Source organism: Streptomyces sp. NPDC051310, from assembly GCF_044455245.1.
GTDB lineage: Bacteria > Actinomycetota > Actinomycetes > Streptomycetales > Streptomycetaceae > Streptomyces.
Genome location: NZ_JBITEO010000007.1, coordinates 208,899 through 234,500 on the forward strand (window position 1 = coordinate 208,899; position 25,602 = coordinate 234,500).

At 72.9% G+C, this 25,602-nt stretch carries 20 protein-coding genes; 7 read left to right on the forward strand and 13 right to left on the reverse strand.

Going from position 1 to position 25,602, the window contains the following annotated elements:
- Window positions 1-170: 170 nt before the first annotated feature.
- From ACIA79_RS13155 to rsmH, 10 genes are read right to left on the reverse strand one after another with little or no spacing between them, the layout of a single operon-like run.
- Window positions 171-983 (reverse strand): cell division protein FtsQ/DivIB, encoded by an 813-nt coding sequence (locus tag ACIA79_RS13155; protein WP_399428294.1) that lies wholly within the window; start codon window positions 981-983, stop codon window positions 171-173.
- A gap of 24 nt (window positions 984-1,007) precedes the next feature.
- Entirely contained in the window at window positions 1,008-2,102 is a 1,095-nt protein-coding gene (gene murG, locus ACIA79_RS13160; RefSeq protein WP_031069865.1) for an undecaprenyldiphospho-muramoylpentapeptide beta-N-acetylglucosaminyltransferase, read from the reverse strand.
- 6 nt (window positions 2,103-2,108) lie between these two features.
- Window positions 2,109-3,512, reverse strand: a complete 1,404-nt coding sequence (ftsW, locus tag ACIA79_RS13165; RefSeq protein WP_399428295.1) for a putative lipid II flippase FtsW — start codon at window positions 3,510-3,512, stop codon at window positions 2,109-2,111.
- 59 nt (window positions 3,513-3,571) lie between these two features.
- Window positions 3,572-5,011: a UDP-N-acetylmuramoyl-L-alanine--D-glutamate ligase gene (gene murD / locus ACIA79_RS13170; RefSeq protein WP_399428296.1), complete on the reverse strand. Its 1,440-nt coding sequence runs from the start codon at window positions 5,009-5,011 to the stop codon at window positions 3,572-3,574.
- The gene (gene mraY, locus ACIA79_RS13175; RefSeq protein WP_399428297.1) at window positions 4,993-6,063 is read right to left on the reverse strand and encodes a phospho-N-acetylmuramoyl-pentapeptide-transferase; all 1,071 of its coding nucleotides are present in this window, start codon (window positions 6,061-6,063) and stop codon (window positions 4,993-4,995) included. The genes murD and mraY overlap by 19 nt, the downstream gene beginning before the upstream one ends.
- Window positions 6,060-7,490 carry a UDP-N-acetylmuramoyl-tripeptide--D-alanyl-D-alanine ligase gene (murF, locus tag ACIA79_RS13180; protein WP_399428298.1) on the reverse strand — a complete coding sequence of 477 codons (1,431 nt, stop codon included), beginning with the start codon at window positions 7,488-7,490 and terminating at the stop codon, window positions 6,060-6,062. The genes mraY and murF overlap by 4 nt, the downstream gene beginning before the upstream one ends.
- 4 nt (window positions 7,491-7,494) lie before the next feature.
- Window positions 7,495-9,183 carry a UDP-N-acetylmuramoyl-L-alanyl-D-glutamate--2,6-diaminopimelate ligase gene (locus ACIA79_RS13185; protein WP_399428299.1) on the reverse strand — a complete coding sequence of 563 codons (1,689 nt, stop codon included), beginning with the start codon at window positions 9,181-9,183 and terminating at the stop codon, window positions 7,495-7,497.
- 17 nt (window positions 9,184-9,200) lie between these two features.
- On the reverse strand, window positions 9,201-11,153 hold the full coding sequence (locus ACIA79_RS13190) for a peptidoglycan D,D-transpeptidase FtsI family protein (RefSeq protein ID WP_399428300.1): 1,953 nt from the start codon (window positions 11,151-11,153) through the stop codon (window positions 9,201-9,203).
- A gap of 4 nt (window positions 11,154-11,157) precedes the next feature.
- Window positions 11,158-11,553, reverse strand: coding sequence for a septum formation initiator family protein (locus ACIA79_RS13195; RefSeq protein WP_399428301.1), 396 nt, complete (start codon window positions 11,551-11,553; stop codon window positions 11,158-11,160).
- A 52-nt stretch (window positions 11,554-11,605) separates the two neighbouring features.
- Window positions 11,606-12,562, reverse strand: a complete 957-nt coding sequence (gene rsmH, locus ACIA79_RS13200) for a 16S rRNA (cytosine(1402)-N(4))-methyltransferase RsmH (protein WP_399428302.1) — start codon at window positions 12,560-12,562, stop codon at window positions 11,606-11,608.
- Window positions 12,563-12,933: 371 nt separating this feature from the next.
- On the opposite strand from rsmH, the gene ACIA79_RS13205 reads away from it, so the two are divergent.
- The 4 genes from ACIA79_RS13205 (at window position 12,934) to ACIA79_RS13220 (ending at window position 18,509) form a co-directional block, all read left to right on the forward strand.
- Window positions 12,934-13,476, forward strand: a complete 543-nt coding sequence (locus tag ACIA79_RS13205; protein WP_399428304.1) for a beta-class carbonic anhydrase — start codon at window positions 12,934-12,936, stop codon at window positions 13,474-13,476.
- 220 nt (window positions 13,477-13,696) lie between these two features.
- Window positions 13,697-14,725 (forward strand): AAA family ATPase, encoded by a 1,029-nt coding sequence (locus ACIA79_RS13210; RefSeq protein ID WP_399428305.1) that lies wholly within the window; start codon window positions 13,697-13,699, stop codon window positions 14,723-14,725.
- Window positions 14,725-16,089, forward strand: coding sequence for a DUF58 domain-containing protein (locus tag ACIA79_RS13215; protein ID WP_399428306.1), 1,365 nt, complete (start codon window positions 14,725-14,727; stop codon window positions 16,087-16,089). The genes ACIA79_RS13210 and ACIA79_RS13215 overlap by 1 nt, the downstream gene beginning before the upstream one ends.
- Window positions 16,086-18,509, forward strand: a complete 2,424-nt coding sequence (locus ACIA79_RS13220; RefSeq protein ID WP_399428307.1) for a DUF3488 and DUF4129 domain-containing transglutaminase family protein — start codon at window positions 16,086-16,088, stop codon at window positions 18,507-18,509. Before ACIA79_RS13215 ends, ACIA79_RS13220 begins: the two co-directional genes overlap by 4 nt.
- Before the next feature lie 389 nt (window positions 18,510-18,898).
- Here ACIA79_RS13220 and ACIA79_RS13225 read toward each other — a convergent pair whose 3' ends face one another.
- The 3 genes from ACIA79_RS13225 to ACIA79_RS13235 all read right to left on the reverse strand — a co-directional run bounded on the left by ACIA79_RS13225 (window position 18,899) and on the right by ACIA79_RS13235 (window position 20,885).
- On the reverse strand, window positions 18,899-19,294 hold the full coding sequence (locus ACIA79_RS13225; RefSeq protein ID WP_399428308.1) for a DUF3040 domain-containing protein: 396 nt from the start codon (window positions 19,292-19,294) through the stop codon (window positions 18,899-18,901).
- A 266-nt stretch (window positions 19,295-19,560) separates the two neighbouring features.
- Window positions 19,561-20,319, reverse strand: coding sequence for a methyltransferase (locus ACIA79_RS13230; RefSeq protein ID WP_399428309.1), 759 nt, complete (start codon window positions 20,317-20,319; stop codon window positions 19,561-19,563).
- Between the two features lie 77 nt (window positions 20,320-20,396).
- Window positions 20,397-20,885 carry an SAV_6107 family HEPN domain-containing protein gene (locus tag ACIA79_RS13235; RefSeq protein ID WP_399428310.1) on the reverse strand — a complete coding sequence of 163 codons (489 nt, stop codon included), beginning with the start codon at window positions 20,883-20,885 and terminating at the stop codon, window positions 20,397-20,399.
- Window positions 20,886-21,045: 160 nt separating this feature from the next.
- Here ACIA79_RS13235 and ACIA79_RS13240 point away from each other — a divergent pair, with 160 nt between their 5' ends.
- The 3 genes from ACIA79_RS13240 to ACIA79_RS13250 are packed head-to-tail and all read left to right on the forward strand — an operon-like array spanning window position 21,046 to window position 25,005.
- A complete protein-coding gene (locus ACIA79_RS13240) occupies window positions 21,046-22,305 on the forward strand; it encodes an ATP-binding cassette domain-containing protein (protein ID WP_399428312.1) in 1,260 nt (419 codons plus the stop codon).
- Window positions 22,277-24,364 carry a YhgE/Pip family protein gene (locus ACIA79_RS13245; RefSeq protein WP_399428313.1) on the forward strand — a complete coding sequence of 696 codons (2,088 nt, stop codon included), beginning with the start codon at window positions 22,277-22,279 and terminating at the stop codon, window positions 24,362-24,364. Before ACIA79_RS13240 ends, ACIA79_RS13245 begins: the two co-directional genes overlap by 29 nt.
- Before the next feature lie 29 nt (window positions 24,365-24,393).
- Complete coding sequence (locus ACIA79_RS13250) at window positions 24,394-25,005, forward strand: TetR/AcrR family transcriptional regulator (RefSeq protein ID WP_399428314.1); 612 nt, start codon at window positions 24,394-24,396, stop codon at window positions 25,003-25,005.
- Window positions 25,006-25,602: the final 597 nt, after the last annotated feature.

Genomic DNA, 25,602 nt, shown 5'->3' on the forward strand with positions numbered 1-25,602 from the left:
TGAAGTTTAGGGTTACCAGTGTCTCTGTTCGCTGGACTCTTCCGAACAGGACACTAAGTCGACAAGTGGCGCACGTTCAACGAACACGCCGAACCTCCCGTTTTTCTTTTCACCCTATGTGATCACCCAGAGCACTGACCAACCAGGGTGCTGGCCAGGGCATATGTGCGTCAACTCCGCGACGCTGCGGGCGCTGTGGGGGCACTCACGTCGAAGTGCCCCGCTTTGGGGGATGCTTTCATGAGTGCGGTGAGCGCACGTGCTTTCGCCTCGCCGGCCTCGCCGCTGCCCCACACGACCGTCCGGTTCCGCGTCAGCTCCAGGGTGATGGAGTCGTACGAGCGGACGCCGACGATCCGGGTGTCCCTGGCCACCGCGGCCGGGAGCTCCCCGGCCACGTCCACCGCCTCCCGGATGAGCCGTTCGGTGTCGAAGCGGCGCAGGCTCGGGGACTGATCGACCGTCAGCCGGAGCAGGGGCACGCCGCGCGGCTGCCGGTCGACCGTGGCGAAACGCACACCCTTCCGGTCCACCTCCACGAACTTCGTGCCCTTCTCCAGCAGCAGGACGGGCCTGCGCTCGGTCACTTCGAGGGCGACCCCGTCCGGCCAGGAGCGGACGACGTCCACGGAGTCGATCCTGGGCAGCTTGCGCCGCAGCCGCTCGGCGATGGCGTCGGTGTCCACCGAGGCGAGCGGCGAGCCCAGCGGTACCGCCGCGACCGCCTCGACCTGGGACGGCGTCAGGACCCGGGTGCCGGAGACGGTGACGTCCCGGACCCGCAGCCACTTCGAGCCGTAGAGCACCCAGACGGTCGAGGCGACGAGGGCGAGCGCGGCCAGGACCACCAGCACGGTCCGGGGCGAGGGCAGCCGGGTGCGGCCGCCCCGTGGCCCCGGACGGGAGGGCCGGGACCGGGCCGACGACGTGCCGTTGGTCCTGCGGGCGCCCCGCTGGGCGGCGGTCGTCGTCGGTCCGGCCATGCTCCCTGCCTCCTGCGGATGCTCCTACGCCCTGTGGCGCGCCGCGATCGCCTCGTAGACCATGCCGACGAGCAGCTGGTCGGCGTCCCGGCGGCCGAACTCGCTCGCGGCCCGGGACATCTCGTACAGCCGGTGCGGGTCGGAGAGCACCGGCAGGACATTGCCCTGGACCCACTCGGGGGTCAGCTCCGCGTCGTCGACCAGCAGGCCGCCGCCGGCCTTGACGACCGGCTGGGCGTTGAGCCGCTGTTCACCGTTGCCGATCGGCAGCGGTACGTACGCGGCGGGCAGCCCGACGGCGGAGAGCTCGGCGACGGTCATCGCGCCCGCGCGGCAGAGCATCATGTCCGCCGCCGCATAGGCGAGGTCCATCCGGTCCACATACGATACCGGGATGTACGGGGGCATACCCGGCATGTTGTCGACGTGCGGCAGTTCGTTCTTCGGGCCGACCGCGTGCAGGATCTGGATGCCGGAGCGCTGGAGCACCGGGGCGACCTGCTGGACCACCTCGTTGAGGCGGCGGGCGCCCTGCGAGCCGCCGGAGACCAGCAGGGTCGGCAGGTTGGGGTCGAGGCCGAAGGCCGCGCGCGCCTCCGGGCGGACCCGGGCGCGGTCGAGCGTGGCGATCGTGTGCCGCAGCGGGATGCCGATGTAGCGGGCGCCCCGGAGCTTGCTGTCGGGGGTGGCGACGCCGACCCCGGCCGCGTACCGCGAACCGATCTTGTTGGCGAGGCCCGGCCGGGCGTTCGCCTCGTGGACCACGATCGGCACACCGAGCCGCTTGGCCGCCAGGTAGCCGGGCAGCGCCACGTACCCGCCGAAGCCGACCACGCAGTCGGCCTTGGTGCGCTCCAGGATCTGCTCGGCGGCCTTGATCGTGCCGCGCAGCCGTCCGGGGACGGTGATCAGCTCGGGTGTGGGCTTGCGGGGCAGCGGGACGGCGGGGATGAGCGCCAGCTCGTAGCCCCGCTCCGGTACGAGACGGGTCTCCAGACCCCGCTCCGTACCGAGGGCCGTGATCCCCACGGTCGGGTCCTGCCTGCGCAGGGCGTCCGCGAGGGCGAGCGCGGGCTCGATGTGGCCGGCGGTCCCCCCACCGGCGAGTACGACATGCACCGAAATTCACCGCTCTCCGGACGGACGCTTCTTGACGCGCCGTCGCATCGACTTCCAACTCACCCCGGCCTTTTTGCCGAACACGGGCTGGCGCATGGCCAGGGCCGCTCTCGCCGCGGGCTCCTCTCGCGCGAAGGCGATCAGCAGACCGACGGCGAACATGGTCGGCAGCAGGGCGGAACCCCCGTAGGAGAACAGCGGGAGGGGGACACCGGCGATCGGCAGCAGGCCGAGCACCGCACCGATGTTGATCACGGCCTGGGCCGTGATCCAGGTGGTCACACCTCCCGCGGCGTACCTCACGAAGGGGTCCTCCGTGCGTCCGGCCACGCGGATACCCGCATAGCCTAGAGCCGCGAACAGAGCGAGCACCGACAGCGTCCCCGCCAGCCCCAGTTCCTCCCCGGTGATGGCGAAGATGAAGTCGGTGTGCGGTTCGGGGAGTTGGCCCCATTTTTCCACACTGGCACCGAGGCCGGAACCGAACCATCCGCCCGACGCCAGAGCATAGATGCCGTGCACCGCCTGCCAGCACGAGTCCCCGGGGCCGGGCTCGGTGGCACCGATGCAGGCGAGCCGGGCCATGCGGTTGTCGCTGGTCCTGATGAGCATCACGCCGATCGCGGCGGCCACGGTTAGGACACCCACGAACATCCGGGTGGGAGCGCCGGCCAGCCACAGCAGGCCGAAGAGGATGGCCGTGAGGATGATCGCGGTGCCCATGTCACCGCCGAGCATGATCAGCCCGAGCAGCAGGAACGCGACCGGCACCAGCGGCACCAGCATGTGCTTCCACTGGGTCAGCAGCCGCTTGCCCTGCTTGCGGGCGAGCAGGTCGGCGCCCCACAGGATCAGGGCGAGCTTGCCGAACTCGCTGGGCTGCAGCTGGAAGGGGCCGCCCAGGTAGATCCAGTTCTGGTTGCCGTTGACGGAATGCCCTATCCCCGGGATCTGGACGAGCACCATCAGGAAGACGGTCCCCACGAGCAGCGGGTAGGCCAGCGCGCGGTGCAGGTTGGCCGGCACCCGGGAGGCGAAGAGCAGCAGCCCGGTCCCGATGGCGGCCGCGAGGAACTGCTTGCGGAAGAAGTACGTGTCGGACAGCGACAGCTCCAGCGCCTTGATCTGGGACGCCGAGTAGACCATCACCAGCCCGAGGACCGTGATCAGCAGGCTGGCCCCGAGGATCACGTAGTACGCCGTCAGAGGCCGGTCCCAGGCCCGGCGCGCCCGCTCGTACCAGCCGCGCACCGTGCTGCCGCGCGGCGGGCGCGGGGCGGGGACCCGGCGGAGCCGGCCCCCCTTGAGCGCGGTGGGGGGCCGGCGCACCCCCGCCGTCCGGCCGCGCAGGGCGAGGCCCGCCCCGATCGGTGCGCGCGGTGCGTACGAGGCGGTGTGATGGGCCCGCAAGGTCGCCGTCCCCTCCAGTCGCTCCAGTCGTGCCCGGCACCGCCGGACCTGGTCGCTGGTCAGGCGCGCCCGGCGGCGAGTGCGCGGACCGCGTCCGCGAACGCCTCGCCGCGCTTGTTGTAGTTGGCGAACATGTCCATCGAGGCACAGGCCGGGGCGAGCAGAACCGTATCCCCTGGCTGGGCCAGCCGTGCCGCCTCCTGGACCGCCGCGGACATCGCCCCAGTGTCGGTCCGGTCGAGGTCGACGACGGGTACCTCGGGGGCGTGTCGCGCGAGGGCTTCGCGGATCAGGGCGCGGTCCGCGCCCATGAGGACCACCCCGCGCAGCCGCTCCGCGGACGCGCCGACCAGCTCGTCGAAGGTCGCGCCCTTGGCGAGGCCGCCCGCGATCCAGACGATCGGGTCGTAGGCGGCCAGCGACGCCTCGGCGGCGTGCGTGTTGGTGGCCTTGGAGTCGTCGACGTAGCGGACGCCGCCGACCTCCTCGACGAGCTCGATGCGGTGCGGGTCGGGCCGGAAGGCGCGCAGTCCCTCGCGCACGGCCTTGGCCTCGACGCCGAAGGCGCGGGCGAGGGCGGCCGCGGCGAGCGCGTTGGCGATGTTGTGCGGCGCCGGCGGGTCGATGTCCGACACCTGGGCGAGCTCCTGGGCCTGCTTCTGCCGGTTCTCGACGAAGGCGCGGTCCACCAGGAGGTCGTCCACGATGCCGACCTGGGAGGGGCCGGGCGTGCCGAGGGTGAAGCCGATGGCGCGGCACCCCTCCTCGACGTCCGCCTCCCGGACCAGGTCCTCGGTGGCGGGGTCCTGCACGTTGTAGACGCAGGCGACCTGGTTGCCCTCGTAGATGCGGCCCTTGTCGGCGGCGTAGGCCTCCATGGAGCCGTGCCAGTCCAGGTGGTCCGGCGCCAGGTTCAGCACGGCGGCGGAGTGCGCGCGCAGGGACGGCGACCAGTGCAGCTGGTAGCTGGACAGCTCGACGGCGAGGACGTCGTACTCCTCCTCGCCGAGCACGGCGTCGAGGAGGGAGACGCCGATGTTGCCGACGGCCGCCGTCCTCAGGCCGGCGGCCGTGAGGATGGACGCGAGCATCCGCACCGTCGTGGTCTTGCCGTTGGTGCCGGTGACCGCCAGCCAGGGTGCCGGCTTCCGGCCGGTCCGCCCGCGCAGGCGCCACGCCAGCTCCACGTCGCCCCAGACGGGGACGCCCGCTGCTGCGGCCGCGGCGAACAGCGGTTTGCCGGGCGCCCAGCCGGGCGTGGTGACGACGAGTCCGGTGCCCTCCGGCAGGGTCGCGCCGTCGCCGAGGCGGACGGTGATGCCCTCCGCCTCCAGCTGCGCGGCCTGCGCGCGGGAGCGCTCGTCGTCGCCGTCGTTGACGACCGTGACGCGCGCGCCGAGGCCGTGCAGGACCCGGGCGGCGGGGATGCCGCTCACGCCCAGGCCGGCGACGGTGACGTTCTTGCCCTGCCAGGTGGTACTCACTTGTCGGCTGCCCATCCCGCGTAGAAGAGCCCCAGACCCACGATGACGCACATGCCCTGGATGATCCAGAACCGGACCACGACCAGCACCTCGGACCACCCCTTGAGCTCGAAGTGGTGCTGCAGCGGAGCCATCCGGAAGACCCTCTTGCCGGTCATCCGGAAGGAGCCGACCTGGATGACCACGGAGAGGGTGATGAGGACGAAGAGGCCGCCCAGGAGGGCCAGCAGCAGCTCGGTGCGGGAGCAGATGGCCAGACCCGCCAGCGCGCCGCCCAGGGCGAGCGAGCCGGTGTCGCCCATGAAGATCTTCGCGGGCGAGGTGTTCCACCACAGGAAGCCGAAGCAGGCGCCCATGAGGGCGGAGGCGACGACGGCCAGGTCGAGCGGGTCGCGCACCTCGAAGCAGGCGTTGGGGTTGGTCAGGGTCATGGCGTTGGCGCACGACTCCTGGAACTGCCACAGGCCGATGAAGGTGTACGCGCCGAAGACCATCACGGAGGCGCCGGTGGCCAGACCGTCCAGACCGTCCGTGAGGTTCACGCCGTTGGACATGGCCAGGATCATGAACAGCGCCCAGACCACGAACAGCACCGGGCCGATGGACCAGCCGAAGTCGGTGATGAAGGAGAGCCGGGTGGAGGCCGGGGTCTGGCCGCGGGCGTCCGCGAACTGGAGTGCGAGCACGGCGAAGGCGATGCCGACGATCAGCTGGCCGGCCATCTTCGCCTTGGCCCGCAGACCGAGCGAACGCTGCTTGACGATCTTGATGTAGTCGTCGAGGAAGCCGACGAGACCCATGCCGGCCATCAGGAACAGCACCAGGACGCCCGAGTACGTCGGGTCCTCGCCGGTGATGACCTTGGCGAGGGCGTACGCGATGAGCGTGGCCAGGATGAAGGAGATGCCGCCCATGGTGGGCGTGCCCTTCTTGCTGCCGTGCGTGCGGGGGCCGTCGTCCCGGATGAACTGCCCGTATCCCTTGCGGGCCAGGAGCTTGATCAGCAGCGGGGTGCCGATCAGGGTCAGGAAGAGCCCGATGGCCCCCGCGAAGAGGATCTGCCTCATCGGCCGGCGACCTCGCCCTCGGCGGTGTTCTCCAGCAGTGCCTGGGCCACCCGCTCGAGCCCCACCGACCTGGATGCCTTCACCAGCACGACGTCTCCCGGGCGCAGCTCACTGCGCAACAGGTCGATCGCCGCCTGCGCGTCGGACACGTGCACCGACTCCTCACCCCACGAACCCTCGTTATATGCGCCCAGTTGCAGCCAGGACGCTTCCCTGCCCCCGACTGCGACGAGCTTGCTGACGTTGAGCCGGACGGCGAGCCGTCCGACCGCGTCGTGCTCGGCGAGCGACTCGTCGCCGAGCTCGGCCATCTGACCGAGCACCGCCCACGTACGGCCCCCCTTGGCCTGTGCGGCCTTGCCCATGGCCGCGAGCGCGCGCAGGGCCGCCCGCATGGACTCGGGGTTCGCGTTGTAGGCGTCGTTGACGATCGTCACACCGTCCGGACGCTCGGTGACCTCCATGCGCCAGCGGGAGAGGGTGCCCGCCTCGGAGAGCGCGGTGGCGATCTCGTCGACGGACATGCCCAGCTCATGGGCGACGGCGGCCGCGGCGAGCGCGTTCGACACGTGGTGCTCACCGTACAGGCGCAAGGTCACGTCGCTGCACCCGGTGGGTGTGTGAAGCCGGAAAGAGGGCTGTCCGTTCTCCGTGAGCCGGACATTCTCGGCACGTACGTCGGCGTCGTCGGCCTCGCCGAACAGGGTCACGCGCGCGCGGGTCCGGCTCTCCATGGCCCGTACGAGCGGGTCGTCCGCGTTCAGCACGGCGATCCCGCCCTCCTCCGCGGACGGCAGGGACTCGACGAGCTCGCCCTTGGCCCGGGCGATCTGCTCCCGGCCGCCGAACTCGCCGATGTGGGCGCTGCCCACGTTCAGGACGAGCCCGATGCCCGGCGGGGTCAGCTCGGTCAGGTAGCGGATGTGGCCGATTCCGCGCGCTCCCATTTCCAGCACGAGGTGCTCGGTGTCCTCGGTGGCGCGCAGCGCGGTGAGCGGCAGGCCGATCTCGTTGTTGAGGGAGCCCGGCGTCCAGACGGTGGGCCCCTTGCGCTGGAGCACCTGGGCGATGAGGTCCTTGGTGCTGGTCTTGCCGGCCGAGCCGGTCAGCGCGACGACCCGGGTGCCCAGGCGTGCGACGACCGCGCGGGCGAGGGCGCCGAGGGCCGACTGGACGTCGTCGACGACGACGGCGGGCACGCCGACCGGGCGGGTCGCGAGGACGGCCACCGCGCCGGCCTCCAGGGCCTGGCGCGCGTAGTCGTGGCCGTCGACGCGTTCGCCGACGAAGGCGACGAAGAGGCTGCCGGGTTCGATCTCGCGGGAGTCGCGGACGACGGGCCCGGTGACCTGGACGGCCGGATCCGGTATGTCGTGCGACTGCCCGCCGACGATTTCGGCGATCTCGGCGAGGGAGAGGGCGATCACTACTTCATCCCTGACTGTTCTCGTGTCGATTGGCGCGCTCCACGATGGCCTCGCGCAGCACCTGCCGGTCGTCGAAGGGGCGTACCACCCCTGCGGTGTCCTGGCCCTGCTCGTGGCCCTTGCCCGCGACCAGCACGGTGTCCCCGGGCCGGGCGCGTGCGACGGCGGCGGCGATCGCGGCGGCCCGGTCCTCGAACACGACGACCTCGCCGCGCTCGTGGACGGGCACTTCCGCGGCGCCCGCGAGCATCGTGGCGAGGATCGCGAGCGGATCCTCGGAGCGGGGGTTGTCGGAGGTCAGTACGGCGGTGTCGGCGAGGCGTGCCGCGGCGGCGCCCATGGGGCCGCGCTTGGTGACGTCCCGGTCGCCGCCGCAGCCCAGCACGATGTGCAGCCGGCCCTCGGTGACCTTGCGCAGGGCGCGCAGGACCGATTCGACGGCATCGGTCTTGTGGGCGTAGTCGACGACCGCGAGGTAGGGCTGGCCCGCGTCGACGCGCTCCAGCCGGCCGGGGACGCCGGGAACCGCCGCGATGCCGTCGGCGGCGGTCTGCGGGTCCACGCCGGCGACGGCGAGGGTGACGACGGCGGCGAGGGTGTTGGCGACGTTGAACGGACCGGGCAGCGGCGCCCTGGCGGTCACCCGCTCGCCCTTGGGGCCCAGGATGGTGAACGTGCTCCCCAGGGGGCCGATCTCGACGTCCTGGGCACGCCAGTCGGCGTCGGGGTGGCCCTCGGCGGAGAAGGTCACGACCGGGACGGACGCCTCCTCGGTGAGCCTGCGTCCGTACGTGTCGTCGAGGTTGACCACGCCCTGGCGGGAGCGGCGCGGGGTGAACAGCTGCGCCTTGGCCTGGAAGTAGTCCTCCATGCCGGAGTGGAACTCCATGTGCTCCGGGCTGAGGTTGTTGAAGACGGCGACGTCGAAGACGCAGCCGTCGACCCGGCCGAGCACGAGGGCGTGGCTGGAGACCTCCATGGCGACCGACTCGACGCCGCGTTCGCGCATCACGGCGAACAGGGCCTGCAGGTCGGTGGCTTCGGGGGTGGTGCGCTCGGACTTGATGCGCTCGTCCCCGATGCGCATCTCGACGGTGCCGATGAGTCCGGTGCGGTGTCCGGCCGCCTTGAGGCCGCCCTCGACGAGGTAGGCGGTGGTGGTCTTGCCGGAGGTGCCGGTGATGCCGATCTGGAGCAGGTCGCCGCCGGGCCGTCCGTAGATGTCGGCGGCGAGCTCCCCCATCCGGCCGCGGGGGTCGTCGGTGACGAGCACCGGCAGGCCGGTGGCGGCCGCGCGCTCGGCGCCGGTCGGGTCGGTGAGGATCGCGACGGCGCCGAGGTCGGCGGCCTGGCCGGCGAAGTCCGCGCCGTGGAGGCGGGCGCCCGGGAGCGCGGCGTACACGTCCCCGGGGCGTACGGCCCGGGAGTCGTGGGTGATGCCGGACACCTCCGCGCTGCCCGGGGACGGGATGTCCAGCCGGGCGGCGAGTTCGCCCAGGGGTGTGGGGCGGACCCGGGCCGGACGGGGAGTCCCCGGCTGTTTCGCGGGGGCGTCCTTCGGGGTGGTTCGGGACTGATCAGCGTGTGGCACGGCGGTGAGCGTACCGGGCGCACCCGTCATCGGGCCAAAAGAGGCCGCCGGTGCGGTACGGGTGCCGGAGCGGCCCGCGGGGTCGGGGGTGGTGGATGTCACTGGGGGCTCCCGTCGGCTCACTCACCGGGTTCGAAGGTGACCGGCAGCCGGGCGGCTTTCTTGCCGGTCGGGGGGATCTGCAGGGTCTTCAGGGCGAATTCCATGACCTTCTTGTAGATGGGGCCGCAGATCTGGCCGCCGAAGTAGCTTCCCCGGGTGGGGTTCTGAATGGCGCAGTAGACCGTGACGCGCGGTGCGTCGGCGGGTGCGAAGCCGGCGAAGGAGGCGGTGTAGCCCTTGTAGCGGCCGAGTTCGGGGTCGACGCGGTTGGCGGTGCCGGTCTTGCCGGCGACGCGGTAGCCGGGGATGGCGGCCTTGGTGCCGGTGCCTTCCTCGTTGCCGACCACCGACTCCAGCATCGCGGCGAGGGTCTTGGCCGTCTTCTCGCTGACCACGCGGGTCTTCCCGGGTGCGGGGGCCGGGGTGAACCGGCCGTCGGGGCCCCTGGTGCCGCGGACCAGGGTCGGTTCGATGCGGACGCCGCCGTTGGCGATGGTCGAGAACACGGACGCCGCCTGCATGGCGTTGATGGACAGGCCCTGGCCGAAGGGGATCGTGTACTGCTGCGAGGTGGACCAGTCCTGCGGCTTGGCGAGGATCCCGGACGTCTCCCCGGGGTAGCCGAGGCCGGTCGGGCGCCCGATGCCGAACTTGCGCAGGTAGGAGTGGAGGATGCGGTTCGACTCGGCCTGGGTGTCGCCGAGCTGGCCGGTGGCCAGGATGGTGCCGATGTTGCTGGACTTGGCCAGGACGCCATTGAGCGTCAGGTACCAGGTGGGGTGGTCGATGTCGTCCTTGAAGAGCCGGTCGCCGCGGTGCAGCCGGTTGGGCACGACGACGTGGGTGGAGGGTGTGGCGACGCCTTCCTCCAGGACGGCGGCCATCGACATGACCTTGCTGGTGGAGCCGGGCTCGTACGCGTCCTGGAGCGCGGCGTTGCCCATGGCGGCGGCGTCGGCCCGGGAGAGGTCGTTGGGGTCGAACCCGGGCGCGTTGGCCATGGCCAGCACCTCGCCGGTCCGCACGTCCTGCACTATCACGTAGCCGCGGTCGGCCGCGGAGGCCTCGACCTGCTCGGTGATGGCCTGCTGGGCGGCCCACTGGATGTCGCGGTCGATGGTCAGCTCGATGTCCGAGCCGGGGACGGCGGGCGTCTCGCGGGCGCCCGCGGTGGGCACCCGGCGGCCGCCGGACTGGGCGTAGGTGATCTCGCCGTCCTTGCCGGCCAGTTCCTCGTCGAGCATGGACTCCAGGCCGCCGCCGCCGTGGCCGTCGGCGTTGACGTACCCCAGTATCCCGGCGGCCAGGTTGCCGTTGGGGTAGACACGGGTGCTGCTGGGCTCGTTGAAGACGCCGGCGAGGACGCTGACGCCGGTGCCGCCCTTGGCCTTCTCGGCGCGGGCCTTCTCGGCGAAGACGTTCTTCAGGTCCTTGATCTGGTTCCAGACCTGGGGGGTCTGGCGGCGGGCCAGCAGGGCGTAGCGGGACTTGGGCGCCTTGAGCTTCTTGACCAGCTCGGCGGGGTCCTTGCCGAGGATGGGGGCGAGGAGGGCGGCGGCCTGTTCGGGGGCGTCGGGGGCCTTGCTCTCCTCGGGCGTGAACATCTTGGGGTCGGCGGTGATGTCGTACGCGTCGACGCTGGCGGCGAGCGCGATGCCGGCGCGGTCGGTGATCTCGCCGCGCTCGGCGGTGAGCTCGTGGCTCAGGTAGCGGTTCTTCCCCGCCTTGGCGGCGTACGCGTCGGCGTCGACGGCCTGGACCTGGAGCAGCCGCACGACGAAGGCCAGCATCACGAGCGTCAGGCCGAGGCTGACCAGGCGCAGCCGCGGGCGGGGGCTGGCGAGGCGCATGGTGCGCGGGCGGGCCTTGGCGGGCGTTCTGCCGGACGTGCCGGGGGTGCGGCGCGGGCGGCGGCCGTCGGGGCGCGCGGGGGCCGGTACGCGTCGGCGCGGGGGCTGCGTCGGGGGCACTGCGTCACCTGCCGGGGGTCGTGGAGGCGGGCGGGGACGCCGCGGGGGCGGGGACGCCGCGGACGGTGCCGTCGGGGTCGAGGAAGACGGGGCTGCCGCCGGGCACCATGCCGAGCTCCCTGGCCCGGCGTTCGAGCGCGTCGGGGGCGGAGCGGTCGTCCACGTCCCGCTGGAGCTCCTGCTCCTGGTCGGTGAGTTCGGTGGTCCTCTTCTTGAGCTCGCTCAGCTTGAAGGAGCCCTCGTTGAGGGACGAATTGAGCAGCAGCAGGGTGATCAGGCCGCCGCCGAGGAGCAGGACGACCAGCAGGACGAAGGGGGTGCGGGCCGCGGTGGTGGGCCCGGACGGCATGAACCGCGCGAGCCGCGCGGCCCGTCCCTTCAGAGGTCCCGCTCCGGTCACCTGAACGCCCCGTTCACCCCGCCGCGGCAGCGGCCGGTGTCGCAGCCGTGGTTCACCGTACGTCCTCCCTGATCCGTTCGGCCGCCCGGAACCGGGCCGGGGCGGCGCGGCGGTTCTCGGCGATCTCCTCCTCGGTGGGGAGTTCGGCGCCGCGCGTCAGCAGCTTGAGCCGCGGCTGGTACTGCTCCGGCACGACGGGCAGGCCGGGCGGGGCCGTGCTGGTGGCGCCCGCCGTGAACACCTGCTTGACCAGCCGGTCCTCCAGCGAGTGGTACGACAGCACGGCGATGCGGCCGCCGACGGCGAGGGCCTTGACGGCTGCCGGGATCGCCCGCTCCAGGACCGAGAGCTCGCCGTTGACCTCGATGCGCAGGGCCTGGAAGGTCCGCTTGGCGGGGTTGCCCCCGGTGCGCTTGGCGGCTTGCGGCAGGGCGTCGCGGATCAGCTCGACGAGCCGGGCGCTGGTGGTGAAGGGCTCCTTCTCCCGCTCCCGTACGACCGCCGCCACGATCCGCTTGGCCTGCTTCTCCTCGCCGTACTGGCGCAGGATGCGCACGAGCTCGCCGGGCGGGTAGGTGTTGAGGACCTCGGCCGCGCTGATGCCGGTCGTCTGGTCCATGCGCATGTCGAGCGGGGCGTCCTGGGCGTAGGCGAAGCCGCGGTCCGCCTCGTCGAGCTGCATGGAGGAGACGCCGAGGTCGAACAGGACGCCCTGGACGCGGGGCACGCCGAGGCGTTCGAGCACGGCGGGGAGCTCGTCGTACACGGCGTGGACGAGGGTGGCGCGGTCGCCGAAGCGGGCGAGCCGTTCGCCGGAGAGCCGCAGCGCCTCCTTGTCCCGGTCGAGGCCGATCAGGCGGGCCTCGGGGAACCGGGTCAGCAGCGCCTCGCTGTGGCCGCCGAGGCCGAGCGTGCAGTCGACGACCACCGCACCCGGCTCCCCCAGCGCCGGGGCCAACATGTCCAGGCACCGCTGGAGCATCACCGGGACGTGTCGGGTCTCGCTCATGCGCCCTTCCAGATTCGGCGCGGCCGCACGTACTGCCGGGCCGGGCCGGGTCGGGCGTCGGCCGACCGGCGAGCGGAAGGAGGCCGAGCCGTACGTACCGCCGCACACGCGGGGGAGAAACTGCGGAATTCTCTGTGATTCGCTCAATGTCTCCGTGAACTTCGCGTCACTTTAGTCCACTCCCCCGTCCGGTCAATCAACCGGCCAGCGCGTCGCACGGGGCGCGAACGCAAGCCGGATCATTGCGGACGTCTCACCCGTACGAGCCCCTGCACACCGGCCTGTGGGTTACCTCACAACAAGACACGTTGATGTTCTTTGTCCCGTCTCACTGCGGGCTTCCGGCCACTGTGACCATTAACGTCGGTGGCATGTCGACTTCCGCGCACACCTCGACCACCGATGTCCGCACCGGCGGTACGGTCACCGACCGTCTCGTCGAGGCGAACAAGCGCTACGCCGCCGGCTTCGAAGACCCCGGGATGGACGCCCGCCCCGTGCAGCAGGTCGCCGTCGTCGCCTGCATGGACGCCCGGCTCGATCTGCACGCCGCCCTCGGCCTGGAGCTGGGCGACTGCCACACCATCCGCAACGCCGGCGGCGTGGTCACCGACGACGTGATCCGCTCGCTCACCATCAGCCAGCGCGCGCTGGGCACCCGCAGCGTGATGCTGGTGCACCACACCGGCTGCGGCCTGGAGAAACTGACCGAAGAGTTCCGCCAGGACCTGGAGGAAGAGGTCGGGCAGCGTCCGACGTGGGCCGTCGAGGCGTTCCGCGACGTCGACCAGGACGTACGGCAGTCCATGCAGCGGGTCCGCACCTCGCCGTTCCTGCTGCACACCGAGGACGTGCGGGGCTTCGTGTTCGACGTGCACACGGGTCTGCTGCGCGAGATCGACCCCGCTTCCTGACCGATTCCCGACCGATTTCCGGAGCCCGGCACCACCCGGAACGCCACAACCTCCGACATATCGCCCAGGGTTATCCACAGCCGAGTGACACGCACGGGTAACGCCAACAAGAATGCGGGGAGACACCGTCGCTGAATGGTTCGGAGACGGTGTCCGTGTTTCAAGGGTGGGCCGGGCCGTCAGCCGCGCACGGCCCATGGAACGGGCCGAGGAGGGCCGGGTGACGACCTATGACGATCGAGCGAGCCTCACAGATCTGACCACCACAGCGGAGCGTGTCCGCAGGTCGGTCGAGGCTGTGATCGAGGGCAAGCCTGAGGTCGTACGGCTTTCGCTGACCGTGCTGCTCGCCGAGGGACACCTCCTCATCGAGGACGTGCCCGGCGTCGGCAAGACCATGCTGGCCAAGGCGCTGGCACGGTCCATCGACTGTTCGGTCCGGCGGATCCAGTTCACGCCCGACCTGCTGCCGTCGGACATCACCGGCGTCTCGATCTACGACCAGCAGCGCCGCGACTTCGAATTCAAGCCGGGCGCGATCTTCGCGCAGATCGTGATCGGCGACGAGATCAACCGCGCCTCGCCGAAGACGCAGTCGGCGCTGCTGGAGTCGATGGAGGAGCGGCAGGTCACCATCGACGGGCAGAGCTACGAACTGCCCAGCCCCTTCATGGTGGTGGCCACGCAGAACCCGGTCGAGATGGAGGGCACCTACCCGTTGCCCGAGGCGCAGCGCGACCGCTTCATGGCCCGTGTCTCGATCGGCTACCCGAGCCCCGAGGCGGAACTGCAGATGCTCGACATCCACGGTTCCGTGTCCCCGCTGGACGACCTCCAGCCGGTGGCGCACGCCCACGACATCGTGAAGCTGATCGACGCTGTGCGCACGGTGCACGTGGCCGAGGCGATCCGGCGGTACGCCGTGGACCTGGTCGGGGCCACCCGCAGCCATCCCGAGCTGCGGCTGGGCGCCTCGCCGCGCGCCACGCTGCACCTGCTGCGCGCCGCGAAGGCGTCGGCGGCGCTCCAGGGCCGGGACTACGCCCTGCCGGACGACGTCCAGGCGCTGGCGGTGCCGGTCCTCGCGCACCGGCTGCTGCCCACGTCGCAGGCCCAGCTGAACCGGCGCACCTCCGAGCAGGTCGTGATCGAGATACTCCAGCGCACCCCGGTGCCGACGGCCGCCCGGCAGCCCGTGGCCCCCGCCCCGCTCTACGGCCGGCCGCAGCCCGGCGTCCGGCGGATCTGATGGCGGCCCCCGTGCCCGCCGCCGCGGACGGCGAGAGCCGGGGCGGCGGTGTCCGGGACGCCCTCGGCGGGCTCACCACGCGCGGCCGGTCGTTCCTCGCGGCCGGTGTCGCGGCGACGGTCTGCGCGTACGTGCTGGGGCAGGGCGACCTGTTGCGGGTCGGCCTGCTGCTCATGGTGCTGCCGCTGGTGTGCGTGCTCGTGCTGTACCGCACCCGCTACCGGGTGACGGCCGGCCGGGGGCTGTCCCCGCGGCGCGTGCCGGCGGGCGGCGAGGCGCGGGTGCACCTGCGGATGGAGAACGTCTCCCGGCTGCCCACCGGGCTGCTGATGCTCCAGGACCACGTGCCGTACGTCCTGGGGCCGCGGCCCCGGTTCGTGCTGGACCGGGTCGAGGCGGGCGGGCGGCGCGAGGTGTCGTACCGGGTCCGGTCCGACCTGCGCGGCCGGTATCCGCTGGGCCCGCTCCAGCTGCGGCTGAACGACCCCTTCGGGATGTGCGAGCTGACCCGCTCCTTCAGCGCGTACGACACGCTCACGGTGATACCCCGCACCGAGTCGCTGCCGCCGGTGCGGCTGGCCGGTGAGGGCGCGGGGTACGGCGACGGCCTGCAGCACTCGCTGGCCCTGGCCGGTGAGGACGACGTGATCCCGCGCGAGTACCGCTACGGCGACGACCTGCGGCGGGTGCACTGGCGGTCCACCGCGCGCCTCGGCGAGCTGATGGTGCGGCGCGAGGAGCAGCCGCAGCGTGCCCGGTGCACGGTGCTGCTGGACACCCGCGCGGTGGCCTACCAGGGGGCGGGGCCGGACTCCGCCTTCGAGTGGGCGGTCTCGGGCGCCGCCTCGGTGCTGGTGCACATGCTGGAACGGGGCTTCGCGGTGCGGCTGCTGACGGACACCGGGAGCGTGCTGCCCGGGGAGGGCGCCGACGGGTTCGCCGGGGCGACGCAGGACTCCGCGGACGCCGCCGGGCTGCTGATGGACACGCTCGCGGTCGTCGACCACTCCGACGGGGCGGGGCTGTCGCGCGCGTACGACGTGCTGCGGAGCGGGGGCGAAGGGCTGCTGGTGGCCTTCATCGGTGACCTGGACGAGGAGCAGGCGGCGATGGCCGCCAGGATGCGGCGGGGCAGCGGCGGTGCCGTCGCCTTCGTACTGGACAGCGGCTCGTGGTCGAACGGGCGCCCGGCGGGCGGGGCCGCCCTCGACAGCGTGTGCCGGCTGCGCGAGGCCGGGTGGACCGCGGTGGCGGTGCCGCCGCGGGCATCGCTCGCCGAGGTGTGGCGGCACGCCGGTTCGGCGCCGCTGGAGCCGGGCGCGCCGGGCGGCGGTGCGACGGCATTCGCAGGGGGTTGGTCATGAGCGGTCGCGCGAGGCTCGCGCTGTGCGCGTACGCCGCCACGCTGATGGCGTCGGGCGCGCTGGTGCCGCTGGTCGACAAGGTCGACTGGATCGCCCATGCGGCCCTGCTGCTGGGGATCCAGAGCGTCGTGGGCGCGCTGGCGCGGCGGGTTCCGCTGCCCCGGCCGCTGATCGTGGTGGTCCAGGCCGTGCTGGCCGTGGTGATGCTGACCGTGGTCTTCGCGCGGGAGCAGGCGCTCGCGGCCGTGGTGCCGGGGCCCGAGGCGATCCAGCGGCTCGGCGAGCTGCTGCAGGCGGGTGCCGACGACGTGGGCCAGTACGCGATACCGGCCCCGGCGAGCGCCGGCATCCGGCTGATGCTGATCGGCGGTGTGCTGCTGATCGGGCTGGCGGTCGACGCGCTCGCGGTGACCTTCCGCAGTGCGGCGCCCGCGGGCCTGCCGCTGCTGGCGCTGTACTCGGTGGCCGCCGGCCTTTCGGGGGGCGGGGCGACCTGGCTGTGGTTCCTGCTGGCGGCCTCCGGCTACCTGCTGCTCCTGCTGGCGGAAGGCCGGGACCGGCTCTCCCAGTGGGGCCGGGTGTTCGGCGGCGCGGCGCCGTCCCGGGGCAACGGCCCGTCCGGGCTGCTGACACCGGGAGGCGGCGCGACCGCCCCGGTGCGCACCGGGCGGCGGATCGGTGTGGTCGCCCTGGGCATCGCGATGGTGGTGCCGGCGGTGCTGCCGTCGCTCAGCGGCGGGCTGCTGAACACCGCGGGCAACGGCCGGGGTGAGGGCGGCGGGGGCACCATCTCGGCGGTGAACCCGCTCGTGTCCCTCCAGGACAACCTGAACCAGCCCGAGGACCGGGAGGTGCTGCGGTACCGCACCAACGCCCAGGACCCCTCCGGCATGTACCTGCGCATGGTCGCGCTCGACCAGTTCGACGGCACGTCGTGGCGGTCGTCGGTGCGCAAGGTCGAGGACGTCCCGGCGCAGCTGCCCCGCCCGGAAGGGCTGAGCGAGGCGGTGGGCGGCGTGTCGGTCACCACCAACATCTCGGCCGCCGACTCCTACGAGCAGAAGTGGCTGCCGCTGCCCTACCCGGCGACCTCCGTCGCCATCGAGGGGCGCTGGCGGTACGAGCCGGCTGGACGGATGCTCGTCGGCGACGACGGTCAGACCACACGCGGCAAGCAGTACACGGTGACGAGCCTGCTCGTGCAGCCGACGCCGAAGCAGCTGGCCGACGCCCCGGCGCCGCCCGGGACACTGGCGCGCGAGTACACGAACGTGCCGGATGCGCTGCCGCGGGACGTGAAGGCCACGGCGCTGAAGGTGACCGCGGGCGCGGCCAACGACTACGAGCGGGCCGTGAAGCTGCAGGACTGGTTCGCGGCGGAGGGCGGCTTCACCTACGACACCCAGGTGTCGTCGGGCACCGGGGTCGCGGCCATCTCCCGGTTCCTGACCGCGAAGAAGGGCTTCTGCGTCCACTTCTCGTTCTCGATGGCGGCGATGGCCCGGACGCTGGGGATACCGGCGCGGGTCGCGGTCGGCTTCACACCCGGGACCCAGCAGGGCGGCGGCGTCATGTCGGTGGGCATCCGGGACGCGCACGCCTGGCCGGAGCTGTACTTCGAGGGCGTGGGGTGGCTGCGGTTCGAGCCGACGCCGACGCGGGGCTCGGTGCCCGAGTACACACGGCCGGAGGCACCCTCGGGCGAGGCGCCCGCGCCAGCGCAGCCCGAGGCGAGCGCCTCGGCCGCGCCGTCCGCGGCACCGTCGGCCGACCCCACCTGCACCCCGCAGATGCGGCGCCTGGGCGAGTGCGGCGAGACCGCGGCGCCGGGCGCCGTGACGCCCGCCGACCCCGGTACGCCGCTGACGACGGTCCTGCTGGCCGCGCTGGGCGTGGCGGCGGCCCTGCTGGTACCGCTGCTTCCGATGCTCTGGCGGATGCGGGTGACCTCACGCCGGCTGGGTCCGGGCGGGCGCACCGCCGAGGACGCGGCGGCCCGGACGCTGGCGGCCTGGCGGGAGGTCATCGACACGGCCTGGGACCACGGTGTCGCGCCGGACGAGTCGCAGACGCCCCGCAGGACCGCCGAGCGCATCGTGCGGCTGGGCCGGCTGGAGGGTCCGGCGGCGGAGGCGGTGCACCGGACGGCGGGCGCGGTGGAGCAGGTGCTCTACGCCCCGCGGCCGCGGCCCGCGACCGGGCTCGCCGAGGACGTGGCGCGGATCCGGACCGGCCTGCGGGCCCCGCTGGGCGCGCTACCGCGGTTGCGGGCCACGCTGGCACCGCGCTCGGCCGTCCAGGTGCTGTGGGCGCTGTCGGCCCGCTGGGCCGCGGTCGCCGGACGCTGGGCGGCGGCGCGCCACCGTCTGACCACCCGCTGGTCGGGCGCCCTGCGCCGTCCTTCCCGCCAACGCGGCTGAGGCCGTCGCCCGTGGCCCCCGGTCCACGGGCGGCGCCCCGGCACCGGCGGGCGGCGGCTGCGTCTGTTGCCTCTGCCAGGGCCTGTGCCTGCGGGGCCCGGTGGCCGAGGAACGCCCTGCCCGGCGGCGAGCGCCGAGCCGTACCCAGCCGGGCCAAGCAGAGCCGAGCCGATGGCTTCGCGTCACCGCTCCGAGGGGGCGGCTCGTGAGCCCCGGCGCCGCACAGCCGCGCCGCCGCCGGGCCGATGGCGCGGTCTGCGCACCAAGAGGGCATGGCTGAGGGGTGACCGCTCGGAAGCGGTCACCCCTCAGCCCTATGCACGCGCACGCGCGTGCTCACGATGCGGTTGTCCTGCGCGCTGCCGCACAGGTGACGGCCGTCTGCGCGCTCAGTGGCCCTGTTCGTCGCGGCGGCGCTGCCACCGCTGCTCGATCCGGTTCATCATCGAACGGCGCTGCCTGGCCTGCCGGCCGGGAGCCGGAGCGCCCGCCGGTGACTGCTGCTCGCCCGGCTTGGGAGCCTTGCGCCAACCGGTGACCGCCAGGACCGCGCAGCCGAGCATGACGAGAAAACCCACCACGCTGATCCAGATCTGCTGGGCGACCATTCCGGCCATGAGGAGCGCGATACCCACAAGGAAGCCTGCGACCGCCTGGTAGACCCGTCGCCGGGTGTACGTACGCAGCCCGCTTCCCTCGAGCGCTGTCGCGAACTTGGGATCTTCGGCGTACAGCGCTCGCTCCATCTGCTCGAGCATTCGCTGCTCGTGCTCCGAGAGCGGCACGGAGTCCTCCTCGTCGTCGGTCGCGGGGGGCGACCGGTATGCGGCCCTTTCAGGATAGGCAGGGAATCGCCCCCGTGAAACCCGCCCTCTGTCCCGATTCACCGATCGGGCCGCCATGCCGGTTCGGCTGGTGAGGCGTTGATTCCCCGTCCTCCGATCCGTCATGCCGGATGGTGTCCCTCGATCATACGGGGATCCGACGGCGATCGGGGGGTGTGTGACGTACTCCGTCTGCCGCTGCGCCGCTGATCAGCCCGCTGCCCGCGTCAGCCCCGCTTTTCGCCCAGGACGTGCAGCTGCGTGGCGACCGAATGGAACGCGGACAGCTCGGCCGCCGCCGCCTCCAGCCGCAGCAGCGCGTCCAGCGCACCCGGCTCGGTGTCGACCAGAACACCGGGCACCAGGTCGGCGAAGACCCGCACGCCGTGGACCGCCCCGACCTCCACGCCGGCCGCCTCGACGACCTCGGTGAGCTGCTCCACGGTGAAGCGGCGGGGCACGGGGTCGCCCTCGCCCCAGCGCCCGGCCGGGTCGGTCAGCGCGTGCCGCGCCTCCGTGAAGTGCCCGGCGAGCGCGCGGGCGAGGACGGCCCCGCCGAGCCCGGCGGCGAGCAGGCTGAGCGCACCGGCGGGTCGCAGGGCCTCGACGGCGTTGCGGACGCCCTCGGCCGGGTCGTCCACGTACTCCAGGACGCCGTGGCACAGCACCACGTCGTAGCCGCCGCGCTCGACGACGTCGAACAGGCCGTGCACGTCCCCCTGGACGCCGCGCACCCGGTCGGCCACACCGGCCTCGCCGGCCCGGCGCTCCAGGGCGAACAGGGCGTTGGGGCTGGGGTCCACGACGGTGACCCGGTGCCCGAGGCGGGCGACGGGCACCGCGAAGTTCCCGCTGCCGCCGCCGGTGTCGAGGACGTCCAGGCTGTCCTTACCGGTCGCCTTGACCCTGCGGTCGAGGGCGTCCTCAAGGACGTCCCACACCACGGCGGTACGAAGGGAGGCGCGGGGGCGCTGCGGGTCCGACACGGCAGTTGACTCCTCGGGAGGGTGATGAACGTTTCCCACCCTATGGCCTCGCGTGCCGTCGCCGGCCACCCCCCGGCTCACCCCGTGCCGTCCTCCGCACCCGGCTGCCGCACCCTCGGCCGGGGCAGCACCGGCTGGAGCACCAGCAACCGCTCGACCAGCCGCACGAACACGGTCGCGTCGCGTATCAGGTCGTCGGCGGCGCGGGCGCTCGCCGCGCCCTGTATGCCGGCTTCCGCCCGGGCCCGGCGGGCCGCCCCGGAGGCGAACAGGGCGCTCCACTCGGTCAGCTCGGGCGCGATCTCGGGAAGGACCTCCCAGGCGCTGCGGATCTGCTGCCGCTTGCGCGGGGTGGCCTCGGGGCGGCCGCGGGCGGCGAGCACCGCGGCGGCGGCGCGGAGGGCGGCGAGGTGGGCCGTGGCGTACCGCTCGTTGGGCGTCTCCAGGGTGGCCGCCTCGTCGAGGCCGGCGTGCGCCTGGGCGAGCAGGTCCAGTGCGGCGGGCGGCGCCGAGGCGCGGCGGAGCACGGGGTGGACGTCACGCGCTGCTGCGTTCGAACCGGCCATGACGAACCTCCTGTCGTCGCGGGACGGCGCTGTGGCCGTATGGGCCCATCGTGCAGGTCGCCACTGACAATCGGCGCTGAGCTGCGCTTTTGCTTCACGCGTGCGTTCGGATGTAGTTTTTGGACTGACTGGTCAGTTCAAAGAATGTGGGGGGAGGGTCGTGGACAAGGGCATACCCGAGGATCCCGACCGCACCGGCCGTACGGACCTCGGCGACGGCACCGGCAGCACCGACGACATCAAGGGCACGAAGGGCGCCGAGGGCCCCGATCGAGCGCCCGCGGACGGCGCCGCGGACGCGCAGGACCGCGCGGGGGATACGGAGAAGCCGGCCGAGGACGCGAAGGACCGCGCGGACGGCCGTACGGAAGCCGCGGACCACGCGGACGAGCGCACGGCAGCCGAGGGCAGCCGAACGGAAGCCGCGGAGGACGGCCCCGGCGGCGCGTCCGACGACGCCGCCACCGCCGCCGCCGACACCGGCACCGCGACGGGCAGCGGGACCGACACCGGCACCCCGGCCGCCACCGCCTCCGGCACGGACACCGGCACCGCATCCGCCACCGCCCCCGGCACAAAGACCGACATCGGCACCGACACCGCCGCCGGCGACACCGGCACCGGCGCGGGGGCCGCCACCGACGCCGCCCGCGCCCGCGACAGCCGCCCGGCCGCTGCCTCCTCCGCCCAGGAGCCGCGTGGCGCGGCGCTGGTGGCCGAGGGCTTCGGGATGAAGGGGCCGCGCGGCTGGGTCTTCCGGGGCGTGTCCCTGGAGGCCGCGCCCGGTGACCTCGTGACCCTGGAGGGGTCGTCGGGTTCCGGCCGCACCTGCCTGCTCCTGGCGCTCACCGGCCGCATGCGCCCCACCGAGGGCCACGCCGAGGTCGCCGGTCTGCGGCTGCCGCGGAAGATGGCCGCCGTACGCCGTATCAGCGCCCTCGGCCCCGTGCCGGGGGTCAGCGACCTCGACCCGGCGTTCACCGTCGCCGAGCACCTGCGCGAACGCGCGCTGCTGCAGCGCCGGTTCGACGCCTCCCCGCTCGCCCTGCTGCGCCCGCGCGCCGAGCGGGCCGCGGCCTCCCGCGCCCGCATCGAGGCCGCGCTGGAGGCGGCGGGCCTGGAGGTGGAGGCGCTGCCCAAGGGGGAGCGCACCTCCGTGCGCGATCTCGAGCGGTTGGAGGCGCTGCGCCTGTCCGTGGCCCTCGCCCTGATCGGCGCGCCGCGTCTGCTGGCCGTCGACGACGCGGACCTCAAGCTGTCCGGCGCCGACCGGACCGAGGCCTGGCGGATGCTGCGGTCGATCGCCGACGGCGGCACCACCGTGCTGGCGGTGTGCAGCGAGGCCCCCGGGAACACCATCACGATCCGCACCACCGAGGAGGGGACGGCCGATGCGCTCGCCGAAACTGGCCGCGCTTGAGCTGAAGCGGTTCGGCAGGGGGAAGCTGCCGCGCGCCGCGCTCGTCGCGATCCTGCTGCTGCCGCTGCTGTACGGCGCGCTGTACCTGTGGTCCTTCTGGGATCCGTACGGCAGGCTCGACAAGATCCCCGTCGCGCTGGTCAACGAGGACAAGGGCGCCACCGCCGACGGCAAGAAGGTCAACGCGGGCGACGACATCACCGAGGGACTGCGGGAGAGCAAGGTCTTCCAGTGGCACGAGGTGAGCGACGCCGAGGCGCGCGAGGGCGTGGAGAACGGCACGTACTACCTGTCCCTCACCATGCCCGGCGACTTCAGCAAGCGCATCGCCTCCAGCTCGGGCGACGCCCCTGAGACGGGCGCCCTGAAGGTGCGGACGAACGACGCCAACAACTACATCGTCGGGCAGATCTCCCGGACGGTGTTCTCCGAGGTGCGCACCGCCGCCTCGACCAAGTCGTCGCGCTCCTTCCTGGACAGGATCTTCATCTCCTTCTCGGACATCCACGACGCGACCGAGAAGGCCGCCGAGGGTGCCGACCAGGTCAAGGACGGCGTGGGCAAGGCCAAGAAGGGCTCCGCCGACCTGGCGAACGGCCTGAAGAACGCCAAGAAGGGCAGCGGCAAGCTGGCCGGTGGCCTGAAGGAGCTCGACAAGGGCGCCGGGCAGGTCGAGACGGGCGCCCGGCAGGTGGCGGACGGTACGCAGAAGCTGGCCGACAAGGTCAACGGGGTGGCGGCCGACGTCCGCCCGTACCTGAAGGAGAACGGCAAGAAGATCGGCGACTCGGCCCGCCTGGTCTCGGACCTGTCGGCCGCCATGCGCCACAACCTGGATCTGATCGTGAAGACCGGTCCCACCCTGCGCGAGAACGCCCACAGGGACGCCACCGCCCTGGCCGGCCTCCACAAGGAGCGCTGCGAGGACGCGCCGGTCCCGGACCCCCAGTGGTGCCCGGTCATGGAGCGCGCGAAGGTCACCTCCGCCGACGTGGCCAAGATCGCCGACGATGTGCACGAGCTGTCCAAGGACAGCAACGGCGACCTGAAGAAGCTGGACGCGCAGCTCGCCGATCTGGAGAAGAAGGCCGATGCCCTCGCCAAGCGGGCACCCGACCTCGACAGCGACCTCAAGTACGCCGTCACGAAGATCAATGAGCTGAACGCCGGCGCCCACGCGGTCGCCACGGGCGCCGACCAGGTGCACACCGGGGTGACGAGCGCCAAGACCGGCTCCAGCGCGCTGGACACCGGGGTCGGGAAGCTCAAGAAGGGGGCCGGGGAACTGGACGGCGGCCTGTTCAAGCTCGCCGACGGCTCCAGCGAGCTCGCCCAGGGCCTCAACGAGGGCGTCGACAAGATCCCGGACTACGACAAGAAGGACCGCGACCGCCGCACCGAGGTCATGGCCGACCCGGTCGAGCTGGCCTCGCAGTCGCTGCACAAGGCGCCCAACTACGGCACGGGCTTCGCCCCCTACTTCATCCCGCTCTCCCTCTGGGTGGGCGCGATGGTGGCGTACATGCTGATCCAGCCGCTCAACCGGCGGGCCCTGGCCGCCGGGGCCTCGGCCTGGCGCACGGCGCTGGCCGGCTGGCTGCCGGTGGCCGCCATCGGCCTGCTCCAGGTGGCCGCGCTCATGTCGGTACTGCGCTGGGGCCTCGGCCTGAAGATGGCCCAGGCCGCCGGGACGGTCGCCTTCCTCGCGCTGGTGACCTGCTGCTTCGCGGCGATCATCCAGTGGCTGAACGCCCGCTTCGGCGCGGCGGGCCGGATCCTGGTGCTGGCCCTGCTGATGCTCCAGCTCACCTCGGCCGGCGGTACCTACCCCGTCCAGACCAGCCCGGGCTTCTTCAACGCCATCCACCCCTTCCTGCCGATGACGTACGTCGTCGAGGCGCTGCGCCGGCTCATCACGGGCGGCGGCCTCGGTCCGGTCTGGCAGGGCTGCGCGGTCCTGGCCGCCTTCACCCTGGGCGCGCTCGCGCTGACGGCCCTCTCCGCCCGGCGCAAGCAGGTGTGGACCCTGGACCGCCTGCACCCCGAGCTGACCCTGTAGAGGGGGAGAGACCTGTGAGAATCGTCCCCATGGACACCCGGAGCAACAGACGGCAGGCCACTCGCACCAAGTTGTACGAGGCCGCCGTGACCCTCATCGCCGAGCAGGGTTTCTCGGCCACGACCGTGGACGAGATCGCGGAACGCGCCGGAGTGGCCAAGGGCACCGTCTACTACAACTTCAAGAGCAAGACGGAGCTCTTCGAGGAGTTGCTGCGCCACGGGGTGGGACTGCTCACGGCGTCGCTGCGGGCGGCCGCCGACGACACCGCCGCGCGCGGCGGGACGAAGGTCGAGGCCCTGGACGCCATGATCCGGGCCGGCCTGCTCTTCATCGACCGCTACCCGGCCTTCACCCAGCTGTACGTGGCCGAGCTGTGGCGCACCAACAGGGCGTGGCAGTCCACCCTCCTGGTGGTGCGCCAGGAGGCGGTCGCCGTCGTCGAGGCGGTGCTGCGCGAGGGCGTCGCGAACGGCGAGCTGAGCGACGAGATCGACATCCCGCTGACGGCGGCCGCGCTGGTCGGCATGGTGCTGGTGGCGGCGCTGGACTGGCAGGCGTTCCAGAGCGAGCGCTCCATCGACGACGTCCACGCCGCCCTGTCCCGGCTGCTGCACGGCCGGGTGGGCGGCCGGGGGTAGCTCCGGACGACGGAAAGCCGGTGCGCATGGGCTCGATCCCCCCGAGCCCATGCGCACCGGCGCGTGCCCCCGTGCCCCCGGGGCCCCGGGGTGTGCCCCCGCCCCCCCGGGCCCCCGCGGGTTGGCGGTGGCCCCGGAGCGCGGGGGGGGGGGGGGGGGGGGCCGCCCGGCCCCCCCGCCCCGCGCCCCCCCCCCCCCCCCCCCCCCCCCCCCCCCCCCCCCCCCCCCCCGCTTCCCCCGTTCCCCCGTGTCCCGCGGGTTCTCCCCCGTCCCCCCGTTCCCGCGGCGTTTTCCTGCTCCCCCGTTTCCCGGGGCCTTCCGGCCCCGTTTCCCCGTTTCCCGGGGCCTTCCGGCCCCGTTTCCCCGGGTCCCCGTGGTCTTCCGACCCCGTTGTCCCGGGGCCCCCGCCCCCGTTCCCTCTTCCCCGTATCCCCGTTCCGTCAGGCGCGCGGCGCCGTTCCGCCGCCCCGTGCCGGCGGTGCCGGCCCCGCGCCCCTTCCGTGGCCTCCACTCTTCCGTCCGCGCGGGTCCGGCCCCATCCGCCGCCCTACTCATCTCATGACCTAGGTACGGATACTCAGAGCTGCGCGTTCATGC